The following is a 12,449-nucleotide window of genomic DNA, read 5'->3' on the forward strand; positions in this document are numbered from 1 at the left end:
TGCAGCCAAAAATTCATTTTTTAATAAGCTTATCAATCTCATAAAAAAGGTAATTGCTTCGCCGCCTCACTTTAAACACTTAGTTTTAAGTGCTAAATGTGGCATACTTGACCAATTTTGGAGATACCTCTTCCGTATTCTACAGTTTAAATACGGACGAGTTTAATAACTAAGGAGTTTCCTTATGTGTGGGATCATGGGTGCTACATCACAACGTGATATCAGTAAAGTGTTGTTGGAAGGATTACGGCGTTTAGAATACCGTGGCTATGATTCAGCAGGCATTGCAGTGATTGATGGTACTGGACGTTTGAAACGCGTAAGAATTCAAGGGAAAGTACAAGCTTTAGCAGACGCCATGCAGGAAACAGCAGTTGCTGGCAATGCTGGCATTGCGCATACACGCTGGGCAACTCATGGAAAGCCCTGCGAACAGAATGCACATCCGCACATGTCACATGATGAAATTGCTTTAGTACATAATGGCATTATTGAAAATCACGATGCTTTGCGTCAGCGTTTAAAGCAAGCGGGTTATCAATTTACCTCTGAAACTGACACGGAAGTAGCCGCGCATTTGATTCATTATCACTATCAACAACACGAAGAATTATTGCGTGCGGTGCAAGATGCTGCCCAAGAGATGCATGGTGCTTTTGCCTTAGGGGTTATCCACCAGAAACGCCCGCAAGAATTAGTTGCTATTCGTAAAGGCAGCCCATTGGTGGTAGGTTTAGGTATCGATGAACAATTTATTGCCTCCGATGCGTTAGCTTTACGCTCTTTTGCTCAATCAGTCATTTATCTTGAGGAAGGTGATAGCGCGCTGCTCAGTAGTGGGCAAATTTATTTGTTTGATACCAGTCGGCAGAAGGTAAAACGTCAGGCGCATGTTCTTAATGGCGATAATCAGGCGGTTAGCAAAGGGCCTTATCGTCATTTCATGCTGAAGGAAATTTATGAGCAGACCAAAGTCTTGGCAGATACTTTGGAAGGACGAATAAGCAGTCAAGATGTTTTGAAAGCAAGTTTTGGTGAACGTGCTGCCGCTGCTTTTTCTCAGGTCAAGCAAATTCATATCGTCGCTTGTGGTACCAGTTATCATGCTGGATTAATTGCCCGATACTGGTTAGAGTCTTTGACCGGGTTGCCAACCCAGGTGGAAATTGCCAGTGAGTATCGTTACCGGGATGTCGTTGTTAATGAAGGTACTTTGTTTATCGCCGTATCTCAATCAGGAGAAACAGCGGATACCTTGGCGGCCTTACATAAGGCCAAGACAATGAATTATCTGGCCAGCCTGGCTATTTGTAATGTTGCTACCAGTACTTTGGTACGTGAGGCAGATTGCGTTTTCCTAACACGAGCAGGTATCGAGATAGGAGTTGCTTCAACCAAAGCGTTTACGACCCAGCTGGCTGCTTTCCTAATGTTAGCTGCTGCACTTTGCAAGGATGAGCGCATTCATACCATTTTAACCCAATTGCAGGAGTTGCCAGCAAATTGCGAACGCGCCTTAAAAATGAATGGCGATATTGAGGCCTTGGCTTCCATTTTTGTTAATAAAGCACATGCTCTCTTCTTGGGGCGTGGGGTACAGTATCCAGTCGCTTTAGAAGGTGCATTGAAATTAAAGGAAATCTCATATATCCATGCCGAAGCTTATCCGGCTGGCGAGCTTAAACACGGTCCCTTGGCTTTGGTTGATAAAGAAATGCCAGTTATTGCTGTGGCGCCGAATGATGAATTATTGGATAAATTGAAATCAAATTTGCATGAGGTCAGTGCCCGTGGCGGTCAATTGATAGTATTTGTTGATGATTCGCAAGCCTGGCAACCTAATGGGGCACGTTTAATTCATGTCCCAGCGTGTGGTCAATGGGTTGCTCCAATTGTTTATACCATCCCTTTGCAGTTGTTGGCATATCATGTAGCTGTTGCTAAGGGTACGGATGTGGATCAGCCAAGAAATCTTGCTAAATCGGTGACAGTAGAGTGAACACCGGCCAGCAATTCTGGTTAAATTTATGGCGAGAAGGAAAAACCATTTTCCACCGAACAGAGGTAAATACTGATTTAAATACCAGATGGGCCGGTTTGCAGCTACCTGCGGCGGCAACTGTTCTGGTTCCTTTGTGTGGTAAAAGTCTTGATATGCTTTGGTTAATGGAGCAGGGTTTTCAAGTGGTCGGTATAGAGCTGAGTGAGCAGGCAGTACTGCAATTTAGCGAAGAAAATCGGTTAACGCTAGTGAAGGAAATACATTCGCAGGCTATAAAGTATACGAGTCAATCACTAACTATTTGGGTCGCTGACATTTTTTCTTTCAATACGGCTTTCATTGTTCCTGCCGATGCGATTTACGATAGAGCGGCATTGATCGCTTTGCCAGAGAATTTGCGCCCTCAGTATGTACGTATTTGTCTTCGATGGTTGAAGGCGAAGGGAAAAATTTTATTGAAAACAATGTACTACGATGAGTCAGACATGCAGGGACCGCCGTTTAGTGTATCGGATGCAGAAATAAGACAGTTATACAGTAATTGCCAAACTATACAATGCGTACGCGAAACAAATCGCCAGGTAGATGAACAAGACCCCCTTTATGCTCGTGGATTGCGCGAAGTCGCAGATAAGGTCTGGTATCTACAAACCCAGTAATGTTTGGATTACAGCGGATTTTTGGCAGTTTCAGAGGCAGAGTAGGGCACACTGTCTAAAGTTCGCAAAATGAAGAGTAATCGGTATATACTATTCGCGTTTTTTTATCATGTTTTACGGGGATGTGAATGACTCAAGAGATGTTGGCGTCAGCGACGATTATTGCGCAAGAACTTAAAGTGAATGTTTCTCAGGTAGAAACAGCGATTCGTTTGTTGGATGAAGGCGCGACAGTTCCCTTCATCGCGCGTTACCGTAAAGAGGCAACGGATGGGCTTGATGATACCCAATTACGGCAGCTTGCTGAACGTTTATATTATATCCGTGAGTTGGATGAGCGCCGTGCAGTCATTTTACAATCTATTCGTGATCAAGAAAAATTAACTCCGGAGTTAGAAAAGACTATTTTAGCTGCTGATAATAAGACTCGTCTTGAAGACTTGTATTTACCTTATCGACCTAAACGTCGCACAAAGGCACAAATTGCTAAGGAAGCTGGACTTGAGCCGCTTGCTTTAAATTTATGGCAGAATCCTGTTCTCGAGCCAGAGCCAGAAGCGGAACAATACCTGAATACTGAGTTCGGCATTGAAGATAGTAAAATTGCTCTGGAAGGTGCGCGCCAGATTCTTATGGAGAAATTTGCTGAAGACGCTGAGCTTATTGATGAATTACGTGAATATTTATGGCAGCACGCTGTATTAAAATCAGAAGGTAATGGCGATAAGAAAGCAGCTGGTAATAAATTTGCTGATTATTTTGATTATGCAGAACCAATTAAAAAGATTCCGTCACACCGTGCTTTGGCCTTATTTCGTGGGCGGCGAGAAAGCGTTTTGCGATTAACTTTGATATTGCCGCAGGATGTGGATTATGTTGAAAAGCGTATTGCATCCTATTTCAATATTGCTAATGAAAAACGGGCAGCTGATGAGTGGTTAGTTGATACCGTGCGTTTAACTTGGAAAGTTAAACTATTCACCAAGTTAGAATTAGAATTACTGACCCGTTTGCGCGAAATAGCGGATGAAGAGGCAATTCATGTTTTTGCTCGTAATCTGCGCGATTTACTACTTGCTGCTCCTGCCGGTCCACAAGTAACGATAGGACTTGATCCGGGTATTCGTACCGGTGTGAAAGTGGTTGTGGTTGATATTACTGGTAAATTACTTGATTACACGACTATTTTCCCTTTTGCGCCACAGAATGAGTGGCATCAATCTATTGCTGACTTGGCCAAATTGGCAGCGAAGTATCAAGTCAATTTGTTGAGCATAGGGAATGGTACGGGCTCTCGAGAAACAGAGCGTTTGGTTGCGGATATGATGAAAATGTATCCTGATTTGAAGCTGGCTAAAATTACGGTTAATGAAGCGGGTGCCTCTGTTTATTCAGCGTCTGAATTAGCAGCGAAAGAATTTCCGGATCTGGATGTTAGCATACGAGGGGCGGTTTCTATCGCCCGACGCTTGCAAGATCCTCTTGCTGAGTTGGTAAAAATTGAACCGAAGGCGATTGGTGTTGGGCAATATCAGCATGATGTGAATCAGACTCGTTTGGCTCGTAGTCTTGATGGGGTCGTAGAAGATTGTGTGAATGCTGTTGGTGTTGATGTCAATACAGCTTCTGTTGCATTATTAACTCGTGTGTCAGGTCTTAATGAAACCCTGGCAAAAAATTTAGTGCAATATCGGGATGAAAACGGTGCTTTTGTAAATCGGGAGCAACTAAAAAACGTGGCTCGCATGGGGGAGAAAACGTTCCAGCAAGCTGCAGGTTTCTTACGTATTATGGACGGTGATAATCCACTGGACGCTTCCTGTGTACATCCTGAAGCGTATCCTCTGGTTGAAAAGATCCTTGCTGGGCAAAAAGTGGATATCCGTCAAACAATCGGTAATCGTGATTTGCTGCGAACTATTAATGCAGAACAATATATTGATGAAAATTATGGCCTGCCAACCATCCGTGATATTTTGCGCGAATTGGAAAAACCGGGGCGTGATCCAAGACCTGAATTTAAAACGGCCAATTTCAAGGAAGGCGTGGAGGATATCAGCCATCTAAAAGAAGGAATGATCTTGGAAGGCGTCGTCTCCAATGTGACTAATTTCGGTGCTTTTGTTGATATTGGTGTTCATCAGGATGGTTTGGTACATATTTCTGCGATGACGCATCGCTTTATCAGTGATCCCCATGCCGTAGTGAAGGCGGGTGACATTGTGACTGTTAAAGTAGTCGAAATAGATAAAGAGCGGCGGCGTATAGGATTAAGCATGAAGTTGGATGAAGAAAAGGCGCCTCTTACGCAAAAGAAAGTAGCGAAGCCGCCGTTGAAAAAACACAATCCGCTAAAAAACAGGAAATGAAGAAAAAACCTGAGCAAGAAAGGAAGCAAGAAACTAAGAAAACAATATTTAATACGGCAATGGCTGATGCCTTGGCTAAATTAAAGCGTGGTTCTTAATATGGCGATCCCTCGTGGCGAGATAACTATCCAAACACTGGCCATGCCGGCTGATACGAATGCCAATGGTGATATTTTTGGTGGTTGGCTAGTATCGCAAATGGATTTGGCTGCTGGTGTTTTAGCCAAAAAATATCGCGAGGCCGTGCGGCTACAGTCGCTATTCATAGCATGACTTTTCTGAAACCTGTACATGTGGGGGATGTCGTGAGTTGTCATGTTGAATTAATTAAGCAAGGCGAGACGTCTATGACCATTGCTGTTGAAGTATGGGCTGAACAAGCTTGCGGCTCAGGAAAATACCGTGTGACGGAGGGAACGTTCGTTTTTGTAGCTATCGATGATGAGGGAAAGCCAAGACAGGTGTCCAACAAAGATGGCTGTTGATCATGGTGATTTAAAACAATGGATTGCAACTATAGCGGCTGTAATTGCGGAAAACACCGATCCGGATCCACGTCATTATGCTCCCTTCTTGCAAGAACCAGAATTAGCTTTGCGCCTGATCGATTTTATTGATGATTTAGATGAAGATGATGTGGATGAAGAGCGTTCTTACTATTCTGCTTGTATTTTTGCTTTAGATATCTGTGTTGCACAATTGCAGTCTGCACAGGAAAACGAAAATAAATTAGCGGGTAAGTCGCTTAACCAATTGATGCTTAAAATCGCGGATGCAATTAATAGTAATAAACATAGCTTAAGCTTTTGGTTACCTATTCTAAATGCTTTTTATGAAGTTCATGTTGAACTATTGCCTGAATTAAAAAATGCTTATCTGGAATTAGCGGGGCAAGAAGATGAATGGTCACCCGATGAAGAAATTGACCATTTAAATGCTATGCGTGACATGATTGAAGAGTTATCTGATTTGTCTGTTTTTGATATAGCGGAAAACTTTTTTGCTCAGAGTTATGCTATGCCAGCAGATTTTTTTGCAGATTTAATTCTTGACCTCTACAGTATAGAAGAAGGTCAGGATATTGCCCTATTGACTTTACTTCACCCCAAGCAAGAGGTCCGTAATATTGTTGTGGCAATCTTTGAGCAGATAATAGATAAAGTTACCTTAAGTTCGATTTCATTGTCCCGATTACAAGCTATTAAAAATTGGTATCCAGTTAGTTACCATGAGCAATTTAATCGTTGGTTGAAAATACAGCGCAAAAAAGGAGTTATATTTCACCATGAAGAATTACCTTCACTTGTGCGTATAAAAGCCAGTGAAGTCGATGGTAGTGGTGCCCAAGGGCTTTTTATTCATGTGAAAAAGCACCGCAAAAACCGCTTATGTGGTTTGCTTTTTAAACAAGGGCTTGGTATTAAAGATGCATGGATTACACCCGAAATACCTAGTGAAAATGTAGTCAAATATTATGATGAAGCCTTCGATGATAGTGTGACTCTGAGAACTGTAGACAGTGCTTATTTATTAATGATGATGGGGCATTTTTTAGCTTTAACAATTCAGCAAGGTGGTATGCCTGATTTGCATTTGCTGGAAATTCAGGAGTTGCTGGGTCTGCACTTTCTGGCTCATCCGATTGATATCCCTCTCTTAATTGAGCAATTAAGTGTACAAATAACGCCATTCACACCCGAAGCAATGCAGTCATCATTTATTCGCTCCAAATCATGGCCGTATAGTAAACGTTTTACTGAGTCTTGGTTTATTGAGAATGCTCATATTGATAAATTAGTTAATCGTTGTTGTAGCTTTATTGAGGGTGTGAAAGTTTGTGCTATGGATGAGGCTATTGCAACTGTCTTCGCTCAAGAATTAGAAACACATCGTGATAAGTGGTTATTTCATTTTTTATGGGTCGCTCTGTGGTCAAAAGCAAAAACCCGCAAAAATGAAAAGATATGGCAGGATAGCTTTTTTATTGCTTATGCTATTCATACGGGAAAGTTGTTAAATACTATTCCAATTATGCATGAGATTTGTCGCCAGACAGTTATTAATAGCATTGAAACTATGAATGAGCGTCGTACCTATTTAAACAAAGAATGAGTTGCCTTTGCTCGCTTTATAGCATGTGGATAACTTTGTTTATAAATTTTAAATCCGTTAAAAAAAGAGCAAAAAACACGTTAATTATTTGATTAATAAATGTTTTTTATTGTTATCCGGTTTATGGTTTAATTCACATGTTCTGTGGATAAATTTGTGGGTTGTTGTGTGAATACCTGAAAAAACCTAAAGTTAGATTACTGTACTCATTTGTACCAACAATCCTGTGGTAGATTTAGCCAAAAAATTTTGAAGATTGCTTTATGAGTTGTTTTCTTATATGATATCTGACTAAAATATATGCATTTTTTTGCGCTGCCACGGTTTAAAAGTAACTATCATGCTTGATACTCTTGCCCGCACACTGCTTGCCTTCAGTAATGGCTCAATCGTTATTCCTTTAATCATTCTTGGTTTTATTTGGTTGGATCGGACTGTTTTTTATCATGCAGCTTGCCTGGTTCTGTTAAGTATCGTAATGAATGTCGCATTGAAGGTGACTTTCCAAATTCCTCTTCCCCCTGCTTTGGGTAAAGACTGGTTTGCTTTTCCAAGTGGTCATATGCAATTATCAACAGTCTTGTATGCCTGGCTGGCATACAAAGTAGAGAAACCGGTGTTTCGATTAGCAACGGTTACTTTATTAGTTGGAATTGGCGCAAGTCTTATTCATTTCGACTACCACAATTTGTTTGATGTTTTAGCTGGAAGCTTTTTTGCTCTCCTCTTAATCGTTGCTTACTATTTACCGTCTAAAAAATGGCCGCAAAGCATGCCCCTCGTTATAGTTCTGATTGGTTCTCTGCTGGTGTTTTATATTAATTGGCGTTATACGCGGATACCGGTCCATGCATGGATGGCATATTACGCTTTATCCGGATTTGTTATTTCTGATAAGTTGTTTGGAAGAAATACTGCCCTTTTATTATCACATAAATTATTAGCAACTTTATTATGCATTTTGGCTCTGATCACTATTCATCTGCTTTTTCATCATATGTTGCCTAATAATCCCCCCGCCCATATCTATCAATTGGAGTGGTTAGTGATTGGTTTGACAGTTCCTGCAGTGGTTTATATGGCCGGACGTATCGAGAACAAATGGTTATCCAAGAGTAGGGTAGCCGTCTAAAGGTAGCACTCTTCCTAATAGATCATGTTGTTTAGAAATAGATTTCTGCGATATCAACATCTCGCAATAGCAATCGGGGAAAGCCGGATTAACAGTCAATTATAAAGTAAAAGGCGCTTAGGCGCCTTTTATTTAAGCATTTTGCGCAGCTTTTTTCAGGGCTTTTTGATACTGTTTCCAGTCTTTATCTTTTGCAAAGATAAAGTGTGCAGCTTCTTCAATAAAGAAACCTATATCATCAATATTCGCCCATTGGCAATATTGTTGAATAGTCATAAAAGTTTCATTGTTGATCTCCGCCCTAATTTTTCTTTTTTATATTGCGATTACCATTAATAATTGCCATTGTTAATTTCCTTTTTAGTCAATCAAGGCCCATCATAGCATAAGAAAAAACTAGATGGTAGGAAGCGTGGCCACTGAAGGCTCTGAGACTTTTTCACTTTGTACGACATGTAAGACTCTTCCTGGCACCTTCGTTGTCAAGGCGAGTCTAGCTCGTGTGTGGATTGCTTGAGAGTTTTGCAGCAGACGGTTTATTTCTGCGTCCTCTGTCTCCTCTGTGCCACACAATTCAAGTTGTTCATCTAGCAATTTTGTTGCGTTTGTAGCGCCCAATAAGGCGGTATTAATTTTTAATTGCATGGACTCACATTGGCTTGATTGCTCTTGAGCAATTTGCATCTGCTCTTTAAAGGTTGCTGCTAGCTGTACTAACGTAGTCTCGCAGCAGCTTAAATCATCTCTAACAACAGTTAGTGCTGAGCTGCTATCCGATTTATTAGAAAGTTCTCCAGTGACACTGCGGATTGTTGCAGCACACTGAAGAACATCCTTACCCAAGTCATGGAGTTTGAGACTAAATTGCTCTCCTGAACTCTTAACAAGTGCTGGGCTTTCATCAAGTACTTCTTTTACTCTGGCTAGCCCAGTGATTGCTTGTTGTAAAGATAAAATTTGTTCCTTTAATGCGTCTAATTTCTTATCCAAATCAGTTGCATAAGAAGCCAAGGTTTCATTTTTTGGAAAATTGCATCAAATACTTCAAGGAGTTTAGCTTCTACTGCATTGAAGGATTCAATAGATTCAGCTAAAACTTTTTCCATTTTAACAATATTATCACAGATGTCTTTTTCGCGTTTGCTATCTCTTGCGTTATGGTTATTAAATAAATAAACCAAGCCAATGTAGGTACTTATAACAGCCAGTAATGCTATGGTATTAAATAAGAAGCTGGCTACTAATGCGATTCCAACTACTTCGGCAGCTAAAATTATTTTTTGCCATATAGTCTTTTGACCATACCATTGAGCAGCTGTATCAATAAGACTTTGCCGCAAGTTATAGCGTCGTCGAAGTAAATCTAAATCAGATTTGAATAGCTCAAAGCGCTTTTGATGCTCATTTAATCGATCAAGTTTTTCACGAGCAATAATTTTTAATGAGTCAATTGAAGTATCTGTTGCTAATGGCGTACTGGTTTGGTTTGATGTAGACATGATTGTAATTTCCTTATACTAATGAGATTGTTAAAAAGAATTAGGCAAAAAATCCTGGATTAGTTGCTGAGATGGATCTTCCAGGGATCTGTCTTTGACTTGATTCTATTTGGCTAGTTAGTTCACTAACTAATTTTTGAGAAGCTTGAAATTCTGTTATTAATACCTTTCTAGTTTGTACTAACTCCTGAATTTTCAGAGAAGCCCGAGTAAGACTTTCTTTGTTTACAAAAAGTTGTTCAGACATCTTTTCCACATCTTTTTCCAAAGAGACTATTTTTTACTTTTTCAACGTTTTCATTTCGTACGACATCAAGACTTTCTGCAAGTTGAGTTATGCTTCTCTTTGCTGTTTCCAGTTGCTCTTGAGTAGTTGCAATTTCATTTTCTCTTTGAACTAAGGCTGCTTTCGCAAGCTCAAGATCTAGCGAGGCTTTTCCTAGCAAAATTATCTTGGCTTTTAATTCCTCCATAATTTCTTGCATTTTTCGGTATTTGCTTCATTCGCTAAGATTAAACTGGTATTGGTTGCTAGTAATGTATCTTTTGCACTGCCAATGATAGCTACATCACTATCTAGACGTTGGAGATTTAAAGTAATTTTTTGGGTATGTGCACTTGTCTCAGTGCCCAGCAGCAGGGTTTGTTGATGGGTAGTATCTACAATATCATCGAGATGTTGTAACCTTCGTTCATGTCTTTCTTTCCCAGTATCCTCTAATTGTTGTAATACAGCTTCCTCTGCTTCATTTCTCGCGTCATTCATTTTTTGCACCAACACCGTAGCCCCTACACCTGCAGAAGCCGCTGCAAATGTTGTGAAATAAAGAACGACTTTAGAAATGACAATGGTACTTGTTGTGATAGTTAATATCATAAAATAGTCCTTATTTATGTGATAATTGAGTTTAAATGGATATTCTCGACGGTAGTCAGAGGTTTTTAAACAGGGTCAGATGGATGTATGAGAAACTGCTACAGTTGCACTAAAAGAATTAATACTGGCGTGAATATTGGGCCCTTGAGCGCTTCCCTGTCTAAAAAGAATGTCACCTTTAATATCCATACGCTGGTGAACAAACGTGATCATAACATAAGTAAAAAAGTCAGTCATTAAGATCTATGATGGTACAAATAGAGCGCTTAGTTATTAAAAATATCAAGATCGACGATAAATTGGCTGATTAACTAATCGATGCTAGTAAAAAATGATTGAGCGTTGTAAAAAACGTTTTTCGGAAAACCATTGGTTTCTGCAGGATATGCGGACTATCAATATAGAAGAGCCATTTGACATGGCGATTGCCTGGCATAGTTTTTTCATCTGTCATAAGAGATGAACAAAGAAGTACCTTAAAATTATTTGCTTCGTTGGTTAAACATAATGGTTTATTGGTGTTTACCTCAGGCGTTGAAGCGAGAGAGGTCTGGGGTGAGAATGGTGGTTATGATTTGTATCAGATCTTACAAACTAATAATTTCCAAGTGTTATGCCATAATATAAGAGATCAAAATTGCGGGAATGCAACGGTATGGCTTGCTCAAAGATATAGTAAGTAGTATTTTTAAACAAGCAAATAGGTTTTCTTAGCGTAAAAGATCTATTTGTTTTTGTAGATAACTCGCAAAAATTCAATTAATCAACTAGGCTCTTATAGTGCAACGCAACAAAAACGGAGAAAATTATGAATCAGGACTATTTAAAGAGTTGGGCTGCGATAGCAAATGAAATGCAAAAACCGTTTCAGGCTATGATGGAATTGAATGTTAAAATGCTACAAAATTTAACTTATTTGAAACCGGAAGAGTTTTCAGAGATGCATAAACCGGGAATGCTACTCGATAAACAAGTTAAGCTCGTTATGGAGAATAGTCATAAAGCGCTTGATTACATGAAACAGTCATTTCAGATTTTAGAGACTGCTTTTCAAACGATTTCCAAAGAAGCAAAAGTAACTACTGGAAAAACCTTTGAACATACCATGTCAACGATCAAGCAAGTTACACCAATAATGAAAAAAACGCTGTCTACTACTAAAAAAGCAGTTTCCGCAACAAAGAAAGCAGCGTCTTCTACAGCTAAGAAGGCGGCATCTTCAGCTAAAAAGAAAACAGTTGCAGCTAAGAAAACTTCCACAGCAGCTAAAACAGTTCTTACGGCTAAAAAAGCAGCTACGGCTAAGAAAACTGCTACTGCTAAGAAAACTGCTACTGCCAAGAAAGCTTCCTCTACCCTCAAGAAAACAGCGTCCACGGCAGCTAAAAAATAGCCTCTACAGCTAAGAAAACGGCTCCTCTCGTTAAGAAGATGAGTTCTGCAGCCAAGAAAAAACATCTGCAGTTAAGAAAAAACGTCTGCGGTTAAGAAAATAGCTGCTGCTAAGAAACCAACCACCAAGGTATCAACGCCAGCCAGCAGAATGTCAACACCAACTAGTGGGATATCAGCGTCAGCTAGCAGGATGTCGACACCAATGAATAGACCCCCATTAAGTTCAGGCACAGTATCAGTGAGCAAGCCTATGTCTGATATGAAATTGGCTATGCCTACTGGCAAAATAGCTATGCCAGAGAATAGAAGTTCTGTACCTGCTAACAGAATAAATACTACATTTGGCAAACTAAACACTGGTGAAAATAGAATGATGGGTTCTGAAAGTGGCCCCAAAAAGCCAG

At 40.1% G+C, this 12,449-nt stretch carries 13 protein-coding genes and 2 pseudogenes; 8 read left to right on the forward strand and 7 right to left on the reverse strand.

The window, feature by feature from the left end:
- The first annotated feature begins 184 nt into the window (after positions 1–184).
- From glmS to BN58_RS28070, 6 genes and pseudogenes are all read left to right on the forward strand, one after another.
- The gene (glmS, locus tag BN58_RS04660) at positions 185–1,999 is read left to right on the forward strand and encodes a glutamine--fructose-6-phosphate transaminase (isomerizing) (RefSeq protein WP_019215854.1); all 1,815 of its coding nucleotides are present in this window, start codon (positions 185–187) and stop codon (positions 1,997–1,999) included.
- The gene (locus tag BN58_RS04665; RefSeq protein WP_019215855.1) at positions 1,996–2,661 is read left to right on the forward strand and encodes a thiopurine S-methyltransferase; all 666 of its coding nucleotides are present in this window, start codon (positions 1,996–1,998) and stop codon (positions 2,659–2,661) included. The genes glmS and BN58_RS04665 overlap by 4 nt, the downstream gene beginning before the upstream one ends.
- Before the next feature lie 128 nt (positions 2,662–2,789).
- Positions 2,790–5,128, forward strand: a pseudogene (locus BN58_RS22105) (Tex family protein).
- A gap of 1 nt (position 5,129) precedes the next feature.
- Positions 5,130–5,515, forward strand: a pseudogene (locus BN58_RS36800) (acyl-CoA thioesterase).
- The gene (locus BN58_RS04680; RefSeq protein ID WP_019215856.1) at positions 5,505–7,142 is read left to right on the forward strand and encodes a hypothetical protein; all 1,638 of its coding nucleotides are present in this window, start codon (positions 5,505–5,507) and stop codon (positions 7,140–7,142) included. Before BN58_RS36800 ends, BN58_RS04680 begins: the two are co-directional and overlap by 11 nt.
- A 340-nt stretch (positions 7,143–7,482) precedes the next feature.
- Positions 7,483–8,274 (forward strand): phosphatase PAP2 family protein, encoded by a 792-nt coding sequence (locus tag BN58_RS28070; RefSeq protein WP_156812357.1) that lies wholly within the window; start codon positions 7,483–7,485, stop codon positions 8,272–8,274.
- Between the two features lie 132 nt (positions 8,275–8,406).
- Here the strand turns inward: BN58_RS28070 and BN58_RS31495 are convergent, their stop codons facing one another.
- The 6 genes from BN58_RS31495 to BN58_RS04715 all read right to left on the reverse strand — a co-directional run bounded on the left by BN58_RS31495 (position 8,407) and on the right by BN58_RS04715 (position 10,650).
- Entirely contained in the window at positions 8,407–8,550 is a 144-nt protein-coding gene (locus BN58_RS31495) for a hypothetical protein (protein WP_019215858.1), read from the reverse strand.
- 120 nt (positions 8,551–8,670) lie between these two features.
- Positions 8,671–9,264, reverse strand: coding sequence for a hypothetical protein (locus tag BN58_RS04695; RefSeq protein ID WP_019215859.1), 594 nt, complete (start codon positions 9,262–9,264; stop codon positions 8,671–8,673).
- Entirely contained in the window at positions 9,249–9,773 is a 525-nt protein-coding gene (locus BN58_RS04700; protein ID WP_019215860.1) for a hypothetical protein, read from the reverse strand. The genes BN58_RS04695 and BN58_RS04700 overlap by 16 nt, the downstream gene beginning before the upstream one ends.
- Positions 9,774–9,813: 40 nt before the next feature.
- The gene (locus BN58_RS04705; protein ID WP_019215861.1) at positions 9,814–10,020 is read right to left on the reverse strand and encodes a hypothetical protein; all 207 of its coding nucleotides are present in this window, start codon (positions 10,018–10,020) and stop codon (positions 9,814–9,816) included.
- Positions 10,013–10,246 (reverse strand): hypothetical protein, encoded by a 234-nt coding sequence (locus BN58_RS04710; protein WP_198009817.1) that lies wholly within the window; start codon positions 10,244–10,246, stop codon positions 10,013–10,015. Before BN58_RS04710 ends, BN58_RS04705 begins: the two co-directional genes overlap by 8 nt.
- Positions 10,234–10,650, reverse strand: coding sequence for a hypothetical protein (locus BN58_RS04715; protein WP_019215863.1), 417 nt, complete (start codon positions 10,648–10,650; stop codon positions 10,234–10,236). The genes BN58_RS04710 and BN58_RS04715 overlap by 13 nt, the downstream gene beginning before the upstream one ends.
- Before the next feature lie 413 nt (positions 10,651–11,063).
- Here BN58_RS04715 and BN58_RS22120 point away from each other — a divergent pair, with 413 nt between their 5' ends.
- Together BN58_RS22120 and BN58_RS36805 are read left to right on the forward strand one after the other, a co-directional pair.
- The gene (locus BN58_RS22120; protein ID WP_051131834.1) at positions 11,064–11,333 is read left to right on the forward strand and encodes a hypothetical protein; all 270 of its coding nucleotides are present in this window, start codon (positions 11,064–11,066) and stop codon (positions 11,331–11,333) included.
- Between the two features lie 125 nt (positions 11,334–11,458).
- On the forward strand, positions 11,459–12,043 hold the full coding sequence (locus BN58_RS36805; protein ID WP_019215864.1) for a hypothetical protein: 585 nt from the start codon (positions 11,459–11,461) through the stop codon (positions 12,041–12,043).
- Positions 12,044–12,114: 71 nt separating this feature from the next.
- On the opposite strand, the gene BN58_RS30535 is transcribed toward BN58_RS36805, so the two are convergent.
- Complete coding sequence (locus BN58_RS30535; RefSeq protein ID WP_156812359.1) at positions 12,115–12,393, reverse strand: hypothetical protein; 279 nt, start codon at positions 12,391–12,393, stop codon at positions 12,115–12,117.
- Between the last annotated feature and the right edge of the window lie 56 nt (positions 12,394–12,449).

Origin of the sequence: Legionella tunisiensis, assembly GCF_000308315.1 — a bacterium.
Classification (GTDB): Bacteria; Pseudomonadota; Gammaproteobacteria; order Legionellales; family Legionellaceae; genus Tatlockia; species Tatlockia tunisiensis.

What these genes read in the sequence shown, in the direction of transcription:
- glmS (WP_019215854.1), top strand. Translation starts at nt 185, where the DNA reads ATGTGTGGGATCATGGGTGCTACATCACAACGTGATATCAGTAAAGTG.
- BN58_RS04680 (WP_019215856.1), top strand. Translation starts at nt 5,505, where the DNA reads ATGGCTGTTGATCATGGTGATTTAAAACAATGGATTGCAACTATAGCG.
- BN58_RS28070 (WP_156812357.1), top strand. Translation starts at nt 7,483, where the DNA reads ATGCTTGATACTCTTGCCCGCACACTGCTTGCCTTCAGTAATGGCTCA.
- BN58_RS31495 (WP_019215858.1), bottom strand. Translation starts at nt 8,550, where the DNA reads ATGACTATTCAACAATATTGCCAATGGGCGAATATTGATGATATAGGT.
- BN58_RS04700 (WP_019215860.1), bottom strand. Translation starts at nt 9,773, where the DNA reads ATGTCTACATCAAACCAAACCAGTACGCCATTAGCAACAGATACTTCA.
- BN58_RS04705 (WP_019215861.1), bottom strand. Translation starts at nt 10,020, where the DNA reads ATGTCTGAACAACTTTTTGTAAACAAAGAAAGTCTTACTCGGGCTTCT.
- BN58_RS04710 (WP_198009817.1), bottom strand. Translation starts at nt 10,246, where the DNA reads ATGGAGGAATTAAAAGCCAAGATAATTTTGCTAGGAAAAGCCTCGCTA.
- BN58_RS04715 (WP_019215863.1), bottom strand. Translation starts at nt 10,650, where the DNA reads ATGATATTAACTATCACAACAAGTACCATTGTCATTTCTAAAGTCGTT.
- BN58_RS36805 (WP_019215864.1), top strand. Translation starts at nt 11,459, where the DNA reads ATGAATCAGGACTATTTAAAGAGTTGGGCTGCGATAGCAAATGAAATG.